At 70.3% G+C, this 19,109-nt stretch carries 28 protein-coding genes; 26 read left to right on the top strand and 2 right to left on the bottom strand.

The features are described 5' to 3' along the window. The first annotated feature begins 1 nt into the window (after nt 1). The 25 genes from rpsQ to glmM all read left to right on the top strand — a co-directional run bounded on the left by rpsQ (nt 2) and on the right by glmM (nt 15,744). On the top strand, nt 2–274 hold the full coding sequence (rpsQ, locus tag ACFQWG_RS07985) for a 30S ribosomal protein S17 (protein ID WP_291496377.1): 273 nt from the start codon (nt 2–4) through the stop codon (nt 272–274). A gap of 97 nt (nt 275–371) precedes the next feature. Beyond that, nucleotides 372–740: a 50S ribosomal protein L14 gene (gene rplN, locus ACFQWG_RS07980; protein WP_291496380.1), complete on the top strand. Its 369-nt coding sequence runs from the start codon at nt 372–374 to the stop codon at nt 738–740. Continuing rightward, nucleotides 740–1,174, top strand: a complete 435-nt coding sequence (rplX, locus tag ACFQWG_RS07975; RefSeq protein ID WP_380974095.1) for a 50S ribosomal protein L24 — start codon at nt 740–742, stop codon at nt 1,172–1,174. Before rplN ends, rplX begins: the two co-directional genes overlap by 1 nt. 1 nt (nt 1,175) lies before the next feature. Next, on the top strand, nt 1,176–1,721 hold the full coding sequence (gene rplE, locus ACFQWG_RS07970) for a 50S ribosomal protein L5 (RefSeq protein WP_291496384.1): 546 nt from the start codon (nt 1,176–1,178) through the stop codon (nt 1,719–1,721). 3 nt (nt 1,722–1,724) lie between these two features. Continuing rightward, complete coding sequence (locus ACFQWG_RS07965) at nt 1,725–1,910, top strand: type Z 30S ribosomal protein S14 (RefSeq protein ID WP_380974091.1); 186 nt, start codon at nt 1,725–1,727, stop codon at nt 1,908–1,910. A 62-nt stretch (nt 1,911–1,972) separates the two neighbouring features. Then, entirely contained in the window at nt 1,973–2,371 is a 399-nt protein-coding gene (rpsH, locus tag ACFQWG_RS07960) for a 30S ribosomal protein S8 (RefSeq protein WP_291496388.1), read from the top strand. 14 nt (nt 2,372–2,385) lie between these two features. After that, on the top strand, nt 2,386–2,922 hold the full coding sequence (rplF, locus tag ACFQWG_RS07955) for a 50S ribosomal protein L6 (protein ID WP_380974087.1): 537 nt from the start codon (nt 2,386–2,388) through the stop codon (nt 2,920–2,922). After that, complete coding sequence (gene rplR / locus ACFQWG_RS07950) at nt 2,922–3,293, top strand: 50S ribosomal protein L18 (protein WP_380974084.1); 372 nt, start codon at nt 2,922–2,924, stop codon at nt 3,291–3,293. Before rplF ends, rplR begins: the two co-directional genes overlap by 1 nt. 28 nt (nt 3,294–3,321) lie before the next feature. Next, nucleotides 3,322–4,026: a 30S ribosomal protein S5 gene (gene rpsE, locus ACFQWG_RS07945; protein ID WP_380974081.1), complete on the top strand. Its 705-nt coding sequence runs from the start codon at nt 3,322–3,324 to the stop codon at nt 4,024–4,026. Further along, complete coding sequence (rpmD, locus tag ACFQWG_RS07940; RefSeq protein WP_380974078.1) at nt 4,026–4,208, top strand: 50S ribosomal protein L30; 183 nt, start codon at nt 4,026–4,028, stop codon at nt 4,206–4,208. Before rpsE ends, rpmD begins: the two co-directional genes overlap by 1 nt. A gap of 2 nt (nt 4,209–4,210) precedes the next feature. Further along, nucleotides 4,211–4,699, top strand: coding sequence for a 50S ribosomal protein L15 (gene rplO, locus ACFQWG_RS07935; RefSeq protein WP_380974075.1), 489 nt, complete (start codon nt 4,211–4,213; stop codon nt 4,697–4,699). Between the two features lie 191 nt (nt 4,700–4,890). Then, entirely contained in the window at nt 4,891–6,183 is a 1,293-nt protein-coding gene (secY, locus tag ACFQWG_RS07930) for a preprotein translocase subunit SecY (RefSeq protein ID WP_380974072.1), read from the top strand. Continuing rightward, nucleotides 6,180–6,782: an adenylate kinase gene (locus ACFQWG_RS07925; RefSeq protein WP_380974069.1), complete on the top strand. Its 603-nt coding sequence runs from the start codon at nt 6,180–6,182 to the stop codon at nt 6,780–6,782. Before secY ends, ACFQWG_RS07925 begins: the two co-directional genes overlap by 4 nt. Before the next feature lie 8 nt (nt 6,783–6,790). Further along, a complete protein-coding gene (gene map, locus ACFQWG_RS07920; RefSeq protein WP_380974066.1) occupies nt 6,791–7,657 on the top strand; it encodes a type I methionyl aminopeptidase in 867 nt (288 codons plus the stop codon). A 212-nt stretch (nt 7,658–7,869) separates the two neighbouring features. After that, nucleotides 7,870–8,091 (top strand): translation initiation factor IF-1, encoded by a 222-nt coding sequence (infA, locus tag ACFQWG_RS07915; RefSeq protein WP_291496407.1) that lies wholly within the window; start codon nt 7,870–7,872, stop codon nt 8,089–8,091. A gap of 41 nt (nt 8,092–8,132) precedes the next feature. Beyond that, nucleotides 8,133–8,246, top strand: coding sequence for a 50S ribosomal protein L36 (rpmJ, locus tag ACFQWG_RS07910; RefSeq protein WP_291496409.1), 114 nt, complete (start codon nt 8,133–8,135; stop codon nt 8,244–8,246). Between the two features lie 157 nt (nt 8,247–8,403). Continuing rightward, nucleotides 8,404–8,781, top strand: a complete 378-nt coding sequence (gene rpsM, locus ACFQWG_RS07905) for a 30S ribosomal protein S13 (RefSeq protein ID WP_291496410.1) — start codon at nt 8,404–8,406, stop codon at nt 8,779–8,781. Nucleotides 8,782–8,841: 60 nt separating this feature from the next. Further along, a complete protein-coding gene (gene rpsK, locus ACFQWG_RS07900) occupies nt 8,842–9,249 on the top strand; it encodes a 30S ribosomal protein S11 (protein ID WP_291496411.1) in 408 nt (135 codons plus the stop codon). 177 nt (nt 9,250–9,426) lie between these two features. Then, nucleotides 9,427–10,428, top strand: a complete 1,002-nt coding sequence (locus ACFQWG_RS07895) for a DNA-directed RNA polymerase subunit alpha (protein WP_291496412.1) — start codon at nt 9,427–9,429, stop codon at nt 10,426–10,428. An 83-nt stretch (nt 10,429–10,511) separates the two neighbouring features. Then, nucleotides 10,512–11,108 carry a 50S ribosomal protein L17 gene (rplQ, locus tag ACFQWG_RS07890; RefSeq protein ID WP_380974059.1) on the top strand — a complete coding sequence of 199 codons (597 nt, stop codon included), beginning with the start codon at nt 10,512–10,514 and terminating at the stop codon, nt 11,106–11,108. A 155-nt stretch (nt 11,109–11,263) separates the two neighbouring features. Continuing rightward, on the top strand, nt 11,264–12,013 hold the full coding sequence (locus tag ACFQWG_RS07885) for an ROK family protein (RefSeq protein ID WP_380974056.1): 750 nt from the start codon (nt 11,264–11,266) through the stop codon (nt 12,011–12,013). Continuing rightward, nucleotides 12,001–12,951 (top strand): tRNA pseudouridine(38-40) synthase TruA, encoded by a 951-nt coding sequence (gene truA / locus ACFQWG_RS07880; protein ID WP_380974053.1) that lies wholly within the window; start codon nt 12,001–12,003, stop codon nt 12,949–12,951. Before ACFQWG_RS07885 ends, truA begins: the two co-directional genes overlap by 13 nt. Before the next feature lie 263 nt (nt 12,952–13,214). Beyond that, nucleotides 13,215–13,658 carry a 50S ribosomal protein L13 gene (gene rplM, locus ACFQWG_RS07875; RefSeq protein WP_380974049.1) on the top strand — a complete coding sequence of 148 codons (444 nt, stop codon included), beginning with the start codon at nt 13,215–13,217 and terminating at the stop codon, nt 13,656–13,658. 40 nt (nt 13,659–13,698) lie between these two features. Next, a complete protein-coding gene (gene rpsI, locus ACFQWG_RS07870) occupies nt 13,699–14,190 on the top strand; it encodes a 30S ribosomal protein S9 (protein ID WP_291496423.1) in 492 nt (163 codons plus the stop codon). Between the two features lie 201 nt (nt 14,191–14,391). Next, nucleotides 14,392–15,744: a phosphoglucosamine mutase gene (glmM, locus tag ACFQWG_RS07865; RefSeq protein ID WP_380974046.1), complete on the top strand. Its 1,353-nt coding sequence runs from the start codon at nt 14,392–14,394 to the stop codon at nt 15,742–15,744. 36 nt (nt 15,745–15,780) lie between these two features. Here the strand turns inward: glmM and ACFQWG_RS07860 are convergent, their stop codons facing one another. Then, on the bottom strand, nt 15,781–16,023 hold the full coding sequence (locus ACFQWG_RS07860; RefSeq protein ID WP_380974043.1) for a hypothetical protein: 243 nt from the start codon (nt 16,021–16,023) through the stop codon (nt 15,781–15,783). 21 nt (nt 16,024–16,044) lie between these two features. Next, nucleotides 16,045–17,019: a type I pantothenate kinase gene (gene coaA / locus ACFQWG_RS07855; protein ID WP_380974040.1), complete on the bottom strand. Its 975-nt coding sequence runs from the start codon at nt 17,017–17,019 to the stop codon at nt 16,045–16,047. A 125-nt stretch (nt 17,020–17,144) separates the two neighbouring features. On the opposite strand from coaA, the gene glmS reads away from it, so the two are divergent. Beyond that, the gene (gene glmS, locus ACFQWG_RS07850; RefSeq protein WP_380974037.1) at nt 17,145–19,091 is read left to right on the top strand and encodes a glutamine--fructose-6-phosphate transaminase (isomerizing); all 1,947 of its coding nucleotides are present in this window, start codon (nt 17,145–17,147) and stop codon (nt 19,089–19,091) included. Nucleotides 19,092–19,109 lie beyond the last annotated feature (18 nt).

Here is a 19,109-nt window from a genome sequence, read left to right as displayed (position 1 = left end):
CATGTCCGAGACCCAGGCTCCGGTTCGCAACCAGCGCAAGGTCCGTCGCGGCTACGTGACCAGCGACAAGATGGACAAGACGGTCGTCGTCTCCATCGAGGACCGCGTCAAGCACGCGCTCTACGGCAAGGTCATGCGCAAGCAGAAGAAGGTCAAGGTGCACGACGAGCACAACGAGTGCCATGTCGGGGACCTGGTCCTGATCATGGAGACCCGACCGCTGTCCGCCACGAAGCGCTGGCGGGTCGTGGAGATCCTCGAAAAGGCGAAGTGACCTTCGCCCACCAGACCATCATCCGTTCGGCCAGGCTCGCGCCTCGGGGGAGACCCCGCGGCAGTGAGAACCGGCTCGACGACAGGAGTCACACAAAATGATCCAGCAGGAGTCGCGACTGAAGGTCGCCGACAACACGGGGGCCAAGGAGATCCTGACCATCCGCGTGCTCGGCGGCTCGACTCGGCGCTACGCGGGCATCGGCGACACGATCGTCGCGACCGTCAAGGACGCCATCCCCGGCGGCGCCGTCAAGAAGGGCGAGGTCGTCAAGGCTGTCGTCGTGCGCACACGCAAGGAGACGCGCCGTCCCGACGGCTCGTACATCCGTTTCGACGAGAACGCCGCCGTCATCCTGGGCTCGAACGGCGAGCCCCGCGGAACGCGCATCTTCGGGCCGGTCGGCCGGGAGCTGCGCGACAAGAAGTTCATGCGAATCGTCTCGCTCGCCCCGGAGGTGATCTGATGCCCGCCAGGATCCGCAAGGGTGACCTCGTCGAGGTGGTCCGTGGCCGCACGTCCGATGAGAAGAAGCTGGCCGAGCGCAACGCGCGGCGCACCGAGCAGGGCCTCGAGCCGCTCAAGCCGGGCGACAAGGGCAAGCAGGGACGCGTGATCAGGGTCCTGCCCGCGGAGGGGAAGGTGCTCGTCGAGGGCATCAACCTCAAGACGCGCCACGTGCGCCAGGGCCAGACGCAGGGGTCCTCCGGCGGCATCGAGACCATTGAGGCCCCGATCTCGCTGGCCAAGGTCGCCCTCGTCGACCCCGACACGAAGCAGCGCGTGCGCGTCGGCTTCCGGGAGGACACCGTCGAGCGCGACGGGCGCATGAAGACGGTCCGGGTCCGCGTCACGCGCGGCGGGGCCGCGCGCGGCATCGAGCAGGGCAAGGAGATCTGACATGGCCCCGCGTCTCAAGGAAAAGTACGTCTCCGAGGTGCGTCCCGCGCTTCTCGACGAGTTCAAGCACGGCAACGTCATGGAGGTCGGCGGTCTGGTGAAGATCGTCGTCAACATGGGCGTGGGCGAGGCGGCGCGCGACGCCAAGGCGCTCGAGGGCGCCATCCGCGACCTCTCGCTGATCACCGGGCAGAAGCCGGTCACGACGAAGGCGAAGAAGTCCATCGCGCAGTTCAAGCTGCGCGAGGGGCAGGCCATCGGCGCCCACGTCACGCTGCGCGGGGACCGGATGTGGGAGTTCCTCGACCGTCTTCTCTCCACGGCCCTGCCGCGCATCCGCGACTTCCGCGGACTGTCGGCGAAGCAGTTCGACGGGCACGGCAACTACACCTTCGGGCTCACGGAGCAGTCCGTGTTCTACGAGATCGACCAGGACTCCATCGACCGCGTGCGCGGGATGGACATCACGGTCGTGACCTCGGCCGCCACCGACGAGGAGGGGCGCTCTCTGCTGCGCCACCTCGGCTTCCCCTTCAAGGAGGACTGACACATGGCCAAGACGTCCCTCAAGATCAAGGCGGCCCGCACCCCGAAGTTCCAGGTGCGCGCCTACACCCGGTGCAACAGGTGCGGTCGCCCGCGCTCCGTGTACCGCAAGTTCGGACTGTGCCGCGTGTGCCTGCGCGAGCTCGCCCTCAAGGGAGAGCTCCCCGGCGTCACGAAGAGCAGCTGGTAACGACTACGTCGTAGGTCCCGGGCAACCGGCGGAAACCGCGACGAGGAAGGGGATTCTCCCCCATGACAATGACTGATCCGATCGCAGACATGCTGACGCGTCTGCGCAATGCGAATTCGGCGCACCACGACGCCGTGTCGATGCCCTACTCCAAGCTGAAGGCGGCCATCGCCGACATCCTGGTCAGGGAGGGCTACATCGCCACGACGTCGGTGGAGGACGCCCGGGTCGGCAAGACGCTGACGCTGACCCTCAAGTACGGCGCGCGTCGCGAGCGCGCGATCGAGGGACTCCAGCGCGTCTCGAAGCCGGGCCTGCGCGTGTACGCCAAGTCCACCAACCTGCCCCGTGTCCGCGGCGGCCTGGGCGTGGCGATCCTGTCCACGTCCTCCGGTCTGCTGACGGACCGCCAGGCGGCCGACAAGGGAGTGGGCGGGGAAGTCCTCGCCTACGTGTGGTGAGAGGAGGCTGAACAATGTCACGAATCGGTAGGAACCCCATCACCGTCCCCGCGGGCGTCGACGTGTCGCTGGACGGCCCGGTCGTCACCGTCAAGGGCCCCAAGGGCCAGCTGGCGCACACCGTCCCCGAGCCCATCACCGTGGCCGTCGAGGGCGCCCAGATCCAGGTCTCGCGTCCCGACGACGAGCGGACCTCGCGTTCCCTGCACGGGCTGACCCGCACGCTCATCGCGAACATGGTCACCGGCGTGACCGAGGGCTACAGCAAGCAGCTGGAGATCGCCGGCACCGGCTACCGCGTGGTCGCCAAGGGCAAGAACGTCGAGTTCGCCCTGGGATTCTCCCATCCGGTGCCCTTCGAGGCGCCGGACGGCATCCAGCTGACCGTCGACTCCCAGACCAAGCTCACGGTCTCGGGCATCGACAAGCAGCTGGTCGGAGAGACCGCCGCGCGGATCCGCAAGCTCAAGAAGCCGGAGCCCTACAAGGGCAAGGGCATCCACTACGTGGGCGAGACGATCCGTCGCAAGGTCGGAAAGGCTGGTAAGTGATGGCGTACAGCGTCAAGGGCACGGGCAAGGTCGTCGCGCGCAAGCGCCGCCACCAGCGCCTGCGCAAGAAGATCTCGGGCACGCCCGAGCGTCCGCGCCTGGTCGTCACCCGCTCGAACCGCCACATGGTGGCCCAGGTGGTCGACGACACGGTCGGTCACACGCTGGTCTCCGCCTCGACCATGGAGGACGCGTTCGCCTCGGTGGAGGGCACGAAGACGGATGCGGCGCGGCACGTGGGCGAGCTGATCGCCGAGCGCGCGAAGGCCGCCGGCATCACGACCGTGGTCTTCGACCGCGGGGGCAACCAGTACCACGGCCGCGTCGCGGCTGTCGCGGAGGCCGCTCGCGAGGGCGGGCTCGAGCTGTGAACGCGACTGAGGAAAGAGAGAGCAACTGATGGCTGCACCGCAGCGAGGCAGGAACGGTCAGGCCAGCTCCGAGCGCGCGAACGACGGCGAGCAGCGCCGCGATCGTCGCGGGGGGCGTCAGTCCGACCGCCGCGACAACCGTCGCAGTGACAACAACAAGGACCAGTACATCGAGCGCGTCGTCACCATCAACCGCGTCTCCAAGGTCGTCAAGGGAGGCCGCCGCTTCTCCTTCACGGCCCTGGTGGTCGTCGGCGACGGCGAGGGCACTGTGGGCGTCGGCTACGGGAAGGCCAAGGAGGTGCCCCAGGCGATCGCCAAGGGCGTCGAGGAGGCCAAGAAGAGCTTCTTCCGGGTCCCGATGGTGCGCCGCACCATCACCCACCTCGTCCAGGGGGAGGATTCCGCGGGAGTCGTCCTGCTGCGCCCGGCATCCCCGGGGACCGGCGTCATCGCCGGCGGCCCGGTCCGCGCGGTCCTGGAGGCCGCCGGCGTCCAGGACGTGCTGACGAAGTCGCTGGGATCGGACAACGCCATCAACATCGTTCATGCCACGGTTGCGGCGCTCAAGCAGCTCGAGCAGCCCGAGGCCGTCGCGGCTCGCCGGGGCCTGCCGCTGGAGCACGTCGCTCCCGAGGCCATGCTGCGGGCCCGCGCCGAGGGCGAGGCCGAGAAGCGCGCCCAGGCCGAGGGGGCCGAGGCGGGCAAGGCCGCGGCAGGGGTGAATGAGTGATGGCGAACCTGAAGATCACGCAGATCAAGTCCACGATCCGCGCACGTCAGAACATGAAAGACACCTTGCGCACCCTCGGGCTGCGCAGGATCGGCCAGAGCGTCGTCCGCGAGGATTCGGCCACCGTGCGTGGCGCGATCCAGACGGTGCGCCACCTGGTCACCGTTGAGGAGGTCGACTGACCATGGCGGACTCCACGTCGAAGAAGCCCGCAGCCGGGGAGAAGGCGCAGATCCTGCGCCTCCACCACCTGCGCCCGGCCGCCGGGGCCAAGACCACCAAGACCCGTGTGGGCCGTGGTGAGGGCGGCAAGCGCGGCAAGACCGCGGGCCGTGGCACGAAGGGAACGAAGGCGCGCTACCAGGTGCCCGCGAACTTCGAGGGCGGGCAGATGCCGATCCACATGCGCCTGCCGAAGCTGCGCGGTTTCACCAACCCGTTCCGCGTCGAGTACCAGGTGGTCAATCTCGACAAGCTGCAGGAGCTGTTCCCCGAGGGCGGCGCAGTCGCGGTCGAGGACCTGGTCGCACGCCACGCGGTGCGCAAGGGCCAGCCGGTCAAGGTCCTGGGCGCCGGCGAGGTCACGGCGAAGTTCGACCTGACGGTCGACGCCTGGTCGGCGTCGGCGCAGGAGAAGGTCACGAAGGCGGGCGGCACCCTCACGGTGCGCTGAGCCCGACGTGGGGGGTGGTCCGGACGAGGCGCCGGACCACCCCCCGTTCATTCGCGCCCGGACGGGCGCCCCCGACGGGGGCGCCCTCGGCACCCGGAGCCGTTCGCGAAGGTCCCCCGAACTCGGGTAGGCTGGCCCGGGCCATTCCATCCCTTTTCCCAAAGGGCACACATCGCCACGAGGAGGAAGCCGTGCTCAGTGCGTTCGCACAGGCATTCCGCACCCCCGACCTTCGTCGGAAACTGCTGTTCACGCTGTTCATCATGGCGGTGTACCGTCTGGGCTGCTTCATCCCCACGCCGGGAGTGGACTCGCAGGCCGTCCAGACCTGCCTGGTGCAGGAGGATCAGACGGGGCTTCTCGACCTCGTCAACCTGTTCTCCGGGGGAGCGCTGCTGCAACTGTCGCTCTTCGCGCTGGGCATCATGCCCTACATCACGGCCTCCATCATCATCCAGCTGCTGCGCGTCGTCATCCCCCGCTTCGACGACCTCCACAAGGAGGGGCAGACGGGCCAGTCGACGCTCACCCAGTACACGCGCTACCTCACGATCGGCCTGGGCCTGCTCCAGTCCACGACGATGATCTCGCTGGCCCGCTCGGGGAACATGTTCCCCGGCTGCTCCGAGGACGTCATCGCGGACGAGTCGGTGACGATGTTCCTCATCATGATCATCGTGATGACGGCGGGGACCGCGGTCATCATGTGGCTCGGAGAGCTCGTCACCGAGCGCGGCGTGGGCAACGGCATGTCGATCCTCATCTTCACCTCGATCACGGCGCGGATGCCCGCCCAGCTCCTCGAGATCGGCCAGGGCGGCAGCTGGGGCAAGGTCGGCCTCATTGTGGTCATGATCCTCCTCGTCGCCGCGGCCGTGGTCTTCGTCGAGCAGGCCCAACGGCGCATCCCCGTCCAGTACGCCAAGCGGATGGTCGGACGGCGGATGTACGGCGGGTCGACCACCTACATCCCGCTCAAGATCAACATGTCGGGCGTCATCCCGGTGATCTTCGCCTCCTCGCTGCTGGCCATCCCCGGGATGGCGGCCCAGTTCGGGCAGCCGACGGACGGCTGGGTGCAGTGGATCAGCGCGAACCTGGGGCAGCAGTCCTGGGGGTACCTCACGCTGTACGCCCTGATGATCCTCGGCTTCGCCTTCTTCTACACGTCGATCACCTTCAACCCCGACGAGGTCGCGGACAACATGAAGCGCTACGGCGGCTTCATCCCCGGCTACCGGGCCGGTCGCCCCACCGCCGAGTACCTGCGCTTCGTCATCAACCGGATCACGACCGCCGGCGCGGTCTACCTGGTCGTCATCGCGCTCATCCCCTCGCTGCTGATGATCCCGCTCAACCTGACGAACGGGCAGCTGCCCTTCGGCGGGACGACGCTCCTCATCATCGTGGGCGTCGGCCTGCAGACGGTCAAGGAGATCAACACGCAACTCCAGCAACACCACTACGAGGGATTCCTACGATGACAGTCATCGTCCTGCTCGGACCGCCCGGAGCCGGAAAGGGGACCCAGGCCGCGCGCATCTCGCAGCGCCTGGGCGTCCCCGCGATCTCCACGGGGGAGATCTTCCGCTCCAACATCGCCGAGGGCACGGATCTCGGACGGCTCGCCCAGTCCTACATGGACCGCGGGGAGTTCGTGCCGGACTCGGTGACCGACCCGATGGTCCGCGTGCGCCTTCAGGCCCCGGACACGGCCCGGGGCTTCCTGCTGGACGGCTATCCCCGCACCCTCGACCAGGCGCACACGCTGCGCGACATGCTGGCGGACCTGGGGGTCCGCCTCGACCTGGTCCTGGAGCTGGAGGTCGACGAGGACGAGGTCGTCTCCCGGCTCCTCAACCGCGCGAGGGAGCAGAACAGGGCGGACGACACCGAGCCGGTGATCCGGCGCCGCCTGGAGGTCTACCACGCCCAGACGGAGCCGATGGCGACCTACTACGCCGACCAGGACCTCCTCGAGCTCGTCTCGGGGCAGGGCACGGTCGACGAGGTGACGCACCGGATCTTCGACGTCCTCGACTCCGTGGACGGCGCGTCCCATCCGGAATCCGGCGGGAAGTGAACGGCCCAGTGCTCCATCGGGACCGCATCGAACTGAAGACCCGCGAGCAGATGCGCCATATGCGCCGTGCGGGCCTGGTGGTCGCCGACATCCATCGCGCGCTGCGCGAGGCGGTGCGCCCCGGAGTCGCCACAGACGAACTCGACCGGGTCTCGGCCCAGGTCATCGCCCGGCATGGCGCGCGCTCGAACTTCCTGGGGTATGGAGGCTACCCGGCGACGGTGTGCATCTCCGTCAACGACGTCATCGTCCACGGCATCCCGGATGAGCGGGTGCTGGAGGCCGGGGACATCGTCAGCTTCGACTGCGGGGCGTATCTGATGGCCGGGGGGCGGCAGTGGCACGGCGACGCCGCGTTCACCGTGATCTGCGGCGGGGACGGCGCGGCCCAGGGGCAGAAGGGGCTCAGGCGGCTCCAGCTCAACGCGCTCACCGAGGAATCGATGTGGGCGGCGCTCGCGGCGCTGGCCTCGGCCAGGCGCGTGTCCGCGGTCGGGGAGGCCGTCGAGCACGTCGTCGCCGAGCACGCGGAGCGCGACGGCTGGGAGGCCGGCATCATCGAGGACTACACGGGCCACGGCATCGGCACGGCCATGCACCAGGACCCGGAGGTGCTCAATTACCGCGTGCGGGGGATCTCCCCGAAGGTGCGTCCCGGGATGGTGCTCGCCGTGGAACCGATGCTCGTCACCGGTGACGTCGAGACGGTGACCCTGGCCGACGACTGGACGGTGAAGACTCTGGACGGCGGGGACGCGGCCCACTGGGAGCACACGATCGCGCTGCTCGACGACGGCGTCAGCGTTCTCACCGCCCCCGACTCCGGCAGGGCCGGGCTGGCGCCCTACGGCGTCGTCCCGGTCAGCCTCGACTGAGCGGGGAGCGGCCCCGCCTCAGGGGCGAACGGTTCGTGGCGTGAGCGACATGACAGGCTGCTCGGTTCCGCCCACCGGGGTCGATGCCGTACAGTGGACAGTCGGGCATGCGCGCCCTGACTTCGTGTACCCACACATCAGGGGATGAGTGCGCCCCTGCGTGGTCCGGCACCTCGGAACCACCGGCAGAACACAGAGGACAGACGGAGGACATGGCGAAGAAGGACGGCGTCATCGAGATCGAGGGCACGGTGGTCGAGGCCCTGCCCAATGCGATGTTCCGCGTGGAGCTGAGCAACGGGCATATCGTGCTGGGCTATATCTCAGGGAAGATGCGGCAGCACTACATCCGCATCCTCCCCGAGGACCGCGTGGTGGTGGAGCTGAGCCCCTACGACCTCTCGCGGGGCCGGATCGTCTATCGCTACAAGTAACCGCATCTGAGAGCGCCGCACCAGCGGCGGAGGGACACACCATGAAGGTCAAGCCGAGTGTCAAGCCGATCTGTGACAAGTGCAAGGTGATTCGTCGCCACGGCACCGTCATGGTGATCTGCGAGAACCCCAGGCACAAGCAGCGTCAGGGCTGAGGCCCTGACCGCAGGACTCGGGCGGGGACTCCCGCCCACCATGCACATCGCCGACCGCATGCAGCGGACCCCCGGTTCGGAGGCCGGGGCCGGGCGACTCCCACGGGAGGCCCGGAGGACGATGTGACGGCCTCCGACAACCCACTGGAGCATCAACATGGCACGCATTGCCGGCGTCGACCTGCCCCGCGAGAAGCGGCTGGAGATCGCGCTCACCTACATCTACGGAGTCGGGCGCACCCGCGCCCTGGAGACCCTCGCCGCCACCGGCGTCAGTCCCGACCTGCGGGTCAAGGACGCCTCCGAGGAGGACCTCGTCAAGCTGCGCGACTACATCGAGTCCGCCTACAAGGTGGAGGGCGATCTGCGCCGCGAGGTCCAGGCGGACATCCGCCGCAAGATCGAGATCGGTTCCTACCAGGGTCTGCGCCACCGCCGCGGCCTGCCCGTCCACGGCCAGCGCACCAAGACGAACGCGCGGACCCGAAAGGGCCCCAAGCGCACCGTCGCCGGCAAGAAGAAGGCCGGCAAGTAACCGATCTCGCCCGGGCGACGCGCCCCGGCACCCCTCGACTCGCAAGGACCAGGCACACACATGGCTGCAAAGACCACCCGTTCCACCGCCGCGCGCAAGCCGCGCCGCAAGGTGAGCAAGAACGTCACGCACGGCAACGCGTACATCAAGTCCACCTTCAACAACACGATCGTCTCCATCACGGATCCCACCGGCGCCGTCCTGGCGTGGGCCTCCTCCGGCCAGGTGGGGTTCAAGGGCTCGCGCAAGTCCACTCCGTTCGCCGCGCAGCTGGCCGCCGAGGCCGCCGCGCGACGCGCCCAGGAGCACGGCATGAAGAAGGTCGACGTCTTCGTCAAGGGCCCCGGCTCCGGGCGCGAGACCGCGATCCGCTCCCTCCAGGCCGCGGGCCTGGAGGTCGGCTCCATCCAGGACGTCACCCCCCAGGCTCACAACGGCGCCCGTCCGCCGAAGCGTCGCCGCGTCTGAGGCGCCTCCGGGGCGCCGTTCCCCCTTGGGCCCGGCACCTCGGACCCGGGGTGCCCCCGACGGGCCCGCCCGTCGGCTCCGCCCTGGTCCGGCGCACTCCACATCCCCTTCCCCGCCTCGAGGGCGGGACCCCCATCCGGCGTCATATAGCGGTCGCCGGGAAGAAAGGACCAAGACGTGCTCATTGCAGAGCGACCCATCCTGACCGAGGAAAAGGTGAGCGAGTTCCGCTCCCGTTTCACCCTTGAGCCCCTCGAGCCCGGGTTCGGGTACACGCTGGGCAACTCCCTTCGGCGCACCCTGCTCTCCTCCATTCCGGGTGCGGCGGTGACCTCGATCCACATCGAGGGCGTGCCGCACGAGTTCCACACCATCGAGGGCGTCAAGGAGGATGTCGCCGAGATCATCCTCAACATCAAGCAGATCGTGCTCTCCTCGGAGAACGACGAGCCTGTCGTGATGTACCTGCGCAAGGCGGGCGCCGGCGAGGTGGTCGCCGGGGACATCACGCCTCCCGCCGGTGTGGAGATCCACAATCCGGAGCTGCACCTGGCCACGCTCAACGACAAGGGGAAGCTCGAGATCGAGCTGACGGTCGAGCGCGGACGCGGCTACGTGTCCGCGGCCCAGAACAAGGATCCCCAGGCCGAGCTCTCCCGGATCCCGATCGACTCGATCTACTCGCCGGTCCTCAAGGTGACGTACAAGGTCGAGGCCACGCGCGTCGAGCAGCGCACCGACTTCGACCGCCTCATCATCGACGTCGAGACGAAGCCGGCGATCAGCCCGCGCGACGCCCTGGCCTCGGCGGGCAAGACCCTGGTCGAGCTGTTCGGGCTCATGCGCGAGCTCAACGAGGAGGCCGAGGGGATCGAGGTCGGCCCCTCGACGACGGACGCGTCCCTGGCCGCCGACCTGGCGCTGCCGATCGAGAACCTCAACCTGCAGTCGCGGTCCTACAACGCCCTGCGGCGTCGCGGCATCCTCACCGTGGGCGAGCTGGTCGCCCACTCGGAGGCCGATCTGCTGGACATCCGCAATTTCGGGACGAAGTCCATCGAGGAGATCAAGGAGGCCCTGGCCGCGCTGGGGATGACCCTCAAGGACTCGGCCCTGCCCAACGCTGGCGGCGAGTCGGACTCCGGTTCGGTGCAGTTCAGCGACGAGCAGCCGCTCTGACCCGCACCCGCCTGACCGGTCCGACCCGGCGGCCCGCGCCTCCCGCGGGCCGCGCACGCACACCTCATCACTAGGAGACATCAATGCCCACCCCCAAGAAGGGCCCCCGTCTGGGTGGCAGCCCCGCCCACCAGAAGCTCATCCTGGCCAACCTGGCCGTCCAGCTCATCGAGCACCGCGCGATCACGACGACCGAGGCGAAGGCCAAGACGCTGCAGCCCTATGTGGAGAAGCTCGTGACCAAGGCGAAGCGCGGCGATATCGCCGCCCGCCGTCTGGTCGCGAAGAAGATCCCGAACAAGGACGCCGTCTACGAGCTCTTCGACGTCGTCGTCCCCGCGATCGACGCCGAGCGCGAGGGCGGGTACACGCGTATCACGCGCGTCGGCCCCCGCAAGGGCGACAACGCGCCGATGGCCCGGATCGAGCTCGTCCTCGAGCGCGTCGAGAAGAAGGCCGTCGTCTCCGCGGCGGAGAAGACAGCCGCCCGGGCCGCCGCCGAAGAGGTCGCCGCCGAGGCCGATGAGTCGGCTCAGGCCGCCTCCGAGCGCGCCGAGGAGGCTCGCGAGGAGGGTGACCTCGCCACCGCCAACGAGGCCGAGGAGGTCGCCGAGGAGGCCGGTGAGGCCGAGGACGCGGCGGAGCAGGAAGCGGCGGACGAGGACCCCGACGGGAAGTGACGCCTGAGGGATCCCAGATCTGAGGCCCGCCCCCGAACGGAGGGCGGGCGGCCGGTGGGGCCGGGAGCGTTCGCGCTCCCGGCCCCACCGGCGTGAGGGCAGCTCTCCGCTCCCCGCGTGAGTCCGCCGCGGGGCCGCTCCTCTAGGCTGGGGCCATGGCTGATGAGATGACCTTGGCGATCGACTGTGGCGGCGGTGGGATCAAGGCGTCGGTCGTGGACGCGCAGGGCACGCTCATCGCGCCGGCGCGGCGCACGCCGACGCCCTACCCTCTGCCCCCGGAGCTGCTGGTGGAGACCGTCGTCGGCCTCGCCGGGTCCCTGCCGCGGGCGACGCGGGTGACGATGGGGATGCCGGGGATGATCCGGCACGGGGTCGTCGTGACGACTCCGCACTACATCACGAAGGACGGGCCGCGTTCGCGCGTGCTGCCCGAGCTGGTCGAGCGGTGGTCACGTTTCGACATGGGCCGCGCCATCCACACGGCGCTGGGGCTGCCCGCCCTGGTGCGCAACGACGCGGAGGTCGCCGGGGCCGGTGTCATCACCGGGACCGGGCTCGAGATGATCATCACGCTGGGCACGGGCCTGGGCAACGCGGTCTTCGACGGGGGGCGCCTCGCGCCCCACGTCGAGGTCTCGCAGGGATTCGTGCGGTGGGGGCTCACCTACGACGACTACATCGGGGAGCATGAGCGCCTCCGGCTGGGCGACGCCCACTGGTCGCGCCGCGTGCGGCGGGTGGTCGACGGCCTGCGCCCGATGTACATGTGGGACCGTCTCTACCTGGGCGGGGGCAACTCGAAACGCATCACGGTCCTCAATCTGCAGCGCATGGGCGAGGACATCGTCGTGGTCCCCAACGACGCGGGCCTGGTCGGCGGGGTGCGCTCGTGGGAGCTGTGAGCGCACCCGCCGCGCTGCGGGTGCGCCTGGACCTCGCCTACGACGGGACGGACTTCCACGGATGGGCGGACCAGCCCGGTCTCCGCACCGTCGAGGGGGAGCTGGCCTCCGCGCTCGCCACGGCGGCGCGCGCGCCGGTGCGGCTGACCGTGGCGGGCAGGACCGATGCCGGCGTCCACGCCCGCCATCAGGTCGCCCACGTGGACCTGCCCGCCGAGGCCTGGGAGGGTCCGGATCGCGGGGGTCCGCGACGTCCTCCCGGGGAGGCGCTGGTCCGGCGCGTCAACGGCATCCTGGCGCAGCGCCATCGGCAACGGGTCGGCGGGCGGCGGCCGGGCACGGCCTGCGACCTCGTGGTCCACCGGGCGGCGAGGGTGAGCGCGGACTTCGACGCGCGCTTCTCCGCTCTGGGGCGCCACTACTCCTACCGGCTGTGCGACGAGGTGCGCGAGCGCGACCCGCTGCGGCGCCACGACGTGCTGTGGCTGCCGGGCGGCCCGCTGGACCTCGACGCGATGAACGTCGCGGCCGAAGCCCTGCTGGGAGAGCATGACTTCCTCGCGTACTGCCGGCCCCGCGAGGGTGCCACGACGATCCGCACGCTGCGGGAGCTGCGGGTCTGGCGAGGAACAGGCTCCCCGGAGGGGGAGTCCGGAGCCCCGGTCGTCGTGCGGGTGTCGGCCGACGCGTTCTGCCACTCGATGGTCCGCTCCCTGGTCGGCGCCCTGATCGAGGTCGGGCGCGGACGCCGCTCCGCCGCCTGGCCCGGGGAGCTGCTGGAGGCGCGCTCCAGGACCCGGGCCGCGCCGATCGCGCCCGCCTGCGGCCTCACCCTGGAGGGGGTGGACTACCCGGACGAGGACCAGTGGGCCGCCCGCGCCGGGCTGGCCCGCCACCGCCGCGATCAGGAGGAGCAGTGCCGCGGGTGCGGGGGATGACGGGGGACTCCGCGCGGTGAGGCCGGACGATGCGGCGAGTCCGGTGTGAGTGATCGCCCACAGGACAGCGCCAGTCTTTGACCAGTCACACCCGCCTCGATAGACTGATTCGCGCTGCGCGCCAGCCGCGTCACCGGTGCTTCCCACTCGCCGTTCGCTGATGCTGGCGCCTCGCGAACAGATCTCATCGAGAGTGCGCGACGGTCACTTCGCAGTGGCCGGCCGTGTGTGCTCCTTGACCGAAAGAATTGAAGGCTACGCCCGTGCGCACCTATTCACCCAAGCCTGGGGACGCCGACAAGAAGTGGTATGTCATCGACGCCACCGACGTCGTCCTCGGCCGTCTGGCGGCCCAGGTCGCCGTCCTCCTCCGTGGGAAGCACAAGCCGACGTTCGCCCCGCACATGGACCAGGGCGACTACGTCATCGTGATCAACGCCGACAAGGTCGTCCTGACCGGCAAGAAGCTTGATCAGAAGATGGCCTACCGCCATTCCGGCCGCCCCGGCGGACTCAAGGCCGTCAGCTACCGTGATCTGCTTGCGACGCGCCCCGAGCGGGCCGTCGAGAAGGCGGTGCGCGGCATGCTCCCGCACAACACGATCGGACGCCAGCAGCTGACCAAGCTGCACGTCTACGCCGGCTCGGTGCACCCGCACGCCGGCCAGCAGCCGATCCCGTTCGAACTGACCCAGATCGCCCAGTGAGCTCGTCGCTCCTGAGTGTGTGAACTTCCCGAGGAGAACCGTGGCTGAGACCACCGCCATCGCCGAGCTGGATGAGGACAACGCTCCCAGCTCCTACACCACAGAGACCGAGTCGGCGCCCGCCGGCGCCGGTCAGTCCCTCACCGCTCCGGGCGCCGGCCTCGGCCGCCGCAAGGAGGCCGTGGCGCGCGTGCGCCTGGTCCCCGGCACCGGCCAGTGGACCATCAACGGCCGCACCCTGGAGGAATACTTCCCCAACAAGCTGCATCAGCAGCTCGTGAAGGCGCCGTTCGTCTTGCTGGACCTGGAGGGCCGTTTCGACGTCCTCGCCCGCATCAACGGCGGCGGCATCTCCGGCCAGGCCGGCGCCCTGCGCCTGGGCATCGCCCGCGCCCTCAACGAGATCGACCGCGACGCGAACCGCCCGGCCCTGAAGAAGGCCGGCTTCCTCACCCGTGACGCCCGCGCCACCGAGCGCAAGAAGGCCGGTCTGAAGAAGGCGCGCAAGGCGCCCCAGTACTCCAAGCGCTGATCGCCTCCGATCGCCCAGCCAAGGGCGGTCATCGCAAGGACCCCGTCCCGCATGGCGCAGGACGGGGTCCTTGCGCATCCCCGTCCTCCCCCGACCCCGGCACGGCGGCCGGGAGACGGCGGGGGAGAGGGACCGCCGCGGTATCCTGGTGCGCGGCGTGCCCGCCCGGGCCCGCGAGGCGGTGTGGAGAGGGACCCGAGGATGGGCAGACTGTTCGGAACCGATGGCGTGCGAGGGCTCGCCAACAAGGAGCTGACGGCGGAACTCGCCCTGCAGCTGGGCGAGGCCGCGGCCCGGCGGATCGGCGGAGGACCGCGGGCGGACGGGTCGAAGCCGCGCGCGGTGATCGGGCGCGACACGCGCATCTCCGGGGAGTTCCTCGACCACGCCCTGGCCGCGGGGCTCGCCTCCGCGGGAATGGACGTGGTGCGCATCGGCGTCGTCACGACGCCGACGGTGGCGCATCTGACGGCCACGCAGGACGATGTCGACCTCGGGGTGATGATCTCCGCCTCCCACAACCCGATGCCGGACAACGGCATCAAGTTCTTCGGGCGCGGGGGCTTCAAGCTGGCCGACGCCGTGGAGGACGAGATCCAGGAGCTGCTGGGCTCCCCGTGGGAACGTCCCACCGGCGCCGACGTCGGCGAGGTCGACTATGAGGACGACTGGGCGGAGAAGTCCTACGTCACCCACCTGATGGAGGCGGCGGGAACGGACCTGCGTGGCCTGCGCATCGCCGTGGACTGCGCGAACGGGGGCGCCTCCTTCCTCGGACCCCAGGCCCTGCGCGAGGCCGGGGCGGACGTGGTCGTCATCAACGCCTCCCCGGACGGGCGCAACATCAACGCGCGCGCCGGCTCCACCCATCCCGAGCAGATCCAGGCGGCCACCGTCGCGGCGCGCGCCGACTTCGGGGTGGCCTTCGACGGAGACGCAGACCGGTGCCTGGCGGTCGACCGCGCGGGCCGGCTCATCGACGGCGACAAGATCATGGGATCCCTCGCGGTGTTCATGCGGGACGCCGGGACGCTCGACCACGACACGCTGGTGGTCACCGTCATGTCGAACCTCGGCCTCATCCTGGCGATGCGCGACGTCGGCATCCGGACGATCCAGACCGCGGTGGGGGACCGCTACGTCCTGGAGAAGATGCTCGAGGGCGGGTACGCGCTGGGCGGGGAGCAGTCGGGCCACGTCATCGCCCGCCACCACGCGACGACGGGTGACGGCGTGCTCACCGCCCTGCTGCTGGCCCGCATGGTCCACCAGACCGGGCGCGACCTGGGGGATCTCACGGCGTTCGTGCGCCGCCTGCCCCAGACGCTCATCAATGTGCGGGGCGTCGACAAGACCCGCGTCGCCGCGGACGGGCCCCTCTCCGAGGCCGTCGCCGCCGCCGAGCGGGACCTGGGGGAGACCGGGCGGGTCGTCCTGCGGTCCTCGGGAACCGAGCCCCTGGTGCGCGTCATGGTCGAGGCCCCCACCCAGGAGTCGGCCGACGCCGTGGCCTCCTCCCTGGCCGGCATCGTCAAGGAGCGCCTCAGCCTCTGACGGCGCGCCCCGGACGGGACCGCTCCCCGGTTGCGCTCACCTGTCCTCGAGGGTCGGGTCCGTGGGCAGGGGGATGCCGGAACGGCGGGGGGCCGGCGGGATCGGCACGGGCGCGCGTCCGCCGGACGGAGCGGGGGCCGAGCCCGACTGGGCCGGCTCATCGGCGGGGAGGGGCTCCCCGCCGTGCGACCCGCAGGCGGCGAGCAGAGCGGCCGCGATGGCCGCGCACGCCGCACCCGCGATCACGCACCTCCCGCGCCTCCCGCGTCCCGGCGCCATGGGACCTCCCTCGCCTCGCCGTCACTCCTTGCGCAGCCACAGGGTCTCGACCCGATGGTCGGGCCCCTTCGTGAAGACCATCGTCGCACGCGGGCGCGTGGGGAGGATGTTGTCCCTCAGGTTCGGGAGGTTGATGTCGTCCCAGTACCCCCGCGCCGTGGTGACGGCCTGGTCGTCGTCGAGATCCGCGTAGGTGCGGAAGTAGGAGTCCGGCTCGGTGAAGGCGGTCCGGCGCAGCTGGAGGAAGCGCCGGATGTACCAGTCCTCGATCGCCTGCTCGTCGGCGTCGACGTAGATCGAGAAGTCGAAGTAGTCGGAGACGACCACGCCGCTGCCCGGGCGGCCGCCGGGCCGCAGGTGCGGGGGCTGAAGGACATTGAGCCCCTCGACGATGAGGATGTCCGGGCGTCCCACGCTCATCCACCGCCCTGGCACGATGTCGTACACGATGTGGGAGTACACCGGCGTGCGCAGGCCCCCCCGCCCAGCCTTGACGCCCGAGAGGAAACGCAGCAGCGCCTCGCGGTCGTAGGACTCGGGGAAGCCCTTGCGCCCGAGGATCCCGCGCTGCTCCAGGACGGCGTTGGGGTGGAGGAACCCGTCCGTGGTCACGAGCTCGACCTGGGGCGTGCCCGGCCACCGGCTGAGCAGCAGGCGCAGCAGCCGTGCGACCGTGGACTTGCCCACGGCCACCGACCCCGCGATGCCGATGACGAAGGGGACGGGCGGGGAGGCCTGCTCCCCCAGGAACGCCCGCCGCTCCGCCGTGGTGCGCCGGCGCCCGTCGACATAGAGCTGGAGCAGAGCCGACAGGGGGCGGTAGATGGCGTCGACCTCGCGCATGTCGATGGGATCCCCCAACGAGGCGATGTCCGTGATGTCCTCCTGCGTGAGGGGGAGGGGAGTCCGGGAGGCCAGCCGGTCCCACTCGACGCGATCGAAGCGGACGAACGGGCCCGCATCGGCGGACGAGGGTGCAGGAGGGTCACACGTCACCCCGGTATTGTGCCGCACTTCGGGCGCCCCCGTTCCCGGCGGCCACGCGGCGCCCGCCCGCCGAGTCGCGACCGGCCCACCCCTCCGGTTGGAGCGAGGGCCGGACCTGTGCTGCAATGGCTGGCATGTGTGGAATCGTCGGGTACGTCTCCCGGACCTGTTCGCCGCGTCCCCTGCAGATCGTCATGGAGGGGCTCTCGCGCATGGAGTACCGCGGGTACGACTCCGCCGGGGTGGCGCTGGCCCACGAGGGCGCCCCGGGCGATCCGGACGGCCCGGCCACGGGCGGCCTGACCGTCGTGCGGGCCGTCGGCAAGCTGGCGAACCTGCGTTCGGCCCTGGAACAGGCCGACATGCCGCCCTCGCGCTCCGCGATCGGTCACACCCGATGGGCGACCCACGGCCAGCCCACCGTCGCCAACGCCCACCCCCATGTCTCGCGCGACGGCCGTCTCGCCCTGGTGCACAACGGCATCATCGAGAACGCCGACGCCCTGCGCGCCGAGCTGCGGGAGGCGGGCATCGTGCCGGTGTCCGACACCGACACCGAGGTCGTCGTCCACCTCCTGGACCTGGCCTTCCACGACGCGGGGACGCCCTCGTGGGAGGGGGATCTCCCCGGCCTCGGCGGGGAGGATCTGCGCACCGGCCGCGCGCTGGTGTCCGCGATGCTGGCCGTCACCCCGCGCCTTCAGGGCACCTACACCCTGCTCGCCCTCTCCGAGGAGGTCCCCGGGCTCCTCGTCGCCGCGCGCCGGTCCTCGCCCCTGGTCGTCGGCGTCGGGGAGGGGGAGAACTTCCTCGGCTCCGATGCGCTGGCCTTCGCCGAGCACACCACCGACGCGGTCGAGGTCGGCCAGGACCAGGTCGTGGCGGTGACGTCCGAGGGCGTCGTGGTCCTGGACCGCGGGGGCCGCCCCGTGGAGCCGCGCCACTTCAGCGCCGACTTCGCCCACGATCGCGCCGACAAGGAGGGCTGGCCGACCTTCATGGAGAAGGAGATCCACGAGCAGCCCGCCGCCATCGCCGCCACGCTGGCGGGCCGCTGCGACGCCGACGGGCGCCTCGCCCTCGACGAGGTCCGCATCCCCGAGGCGATTCTGCGCGGGGCCGACAAGGTCGTCGTCGTGGCCTGCGGGACGGCGTTCTACGCGGGCCTCGTCGCTCGCTACGCCATCGAACACTGGTGCCGGATCCCGGTCGAGGTGGAGCTGGCCAGCGAGTTCCGCTACCGCGACCCCGTCGTCACCGAGAAGACGCTGGTCGTGGCCATCTCCCAGTCCGGGGAGACCATGGACACGATCATGGCGATCCGCCACGCCCGAGAGCAGGGGGCGAAGGTCGTCGCCATCGTCAACACGCCGGGCTCGACGATCTCGCGTGAGTCCGACGCGGTGCTGCTCACGCACGCGGGCCCGGAGATCGCGGTCGCCTCCACGAAGGCGTTCACCGCCCAGATCACCGCCACCTACATCCTGGGCCTGTACCTGGCCCAGATCCGCGGCAACAAGTTCTCCGACGAGATCCAGGACTACATGGACAAGCTCGCCCTTGTCCCGGACAAGGTGCAGCGGATCCTCGACCGGGCCGAGTCCGTGCGCCAGGTCGCGCGGACGATGACCGGGGCGACGTCGGTGATCTACCTGGGCCGACACGTCGGCTACCCGGTGGCGCTGGAAGGGGCGCTGAAGCTCAAGGAGCTGTGCTACATCCACGCCGAGGGCTTCGCCGCCGGCGAGCTCAAGCACGGGCCCATCGCCCTCATCGACGAGGGGCAGCCCGTCATCGTCGTCGTCCCCACCCCCAGGCGTCCGGAGCTCCACCGCAAGGTCCTCTCCAACATCCAGGAGGTCCGCACCCGGGGAGCGCGCACCATCGTCGTCGCGGAGGAGGGGGACTCCTCCGTCGACGCCTATTCGGAGGTCGTCTTCCGGATCCCGCCGGCTCCGACCCTCTACCTGCCCCTGCTGGACGTCGTCCCCCTGCAGCTGTTCGCCTGCGAGCTGGCGGGCGCCATGGGCCACGACGTCGACCAGCCGCGCAACCTCGCCAAGTCCGTCACCGTCGAGTGAGCCGCCGCGCCCCGGCCG

Origin of the sequence: Schaalia naturae, assembly GCF_042665795.1 — a bacterium.
GTDB lineage: Bacteria > Actinomycetota > Actinomycetes > Actinomycetales > Actinomycetaceae > Pauljensenia > Pauljensenia naturae.
This window is presented reverse-complemented; position numbering and strand designations above follow the sequence as displayed.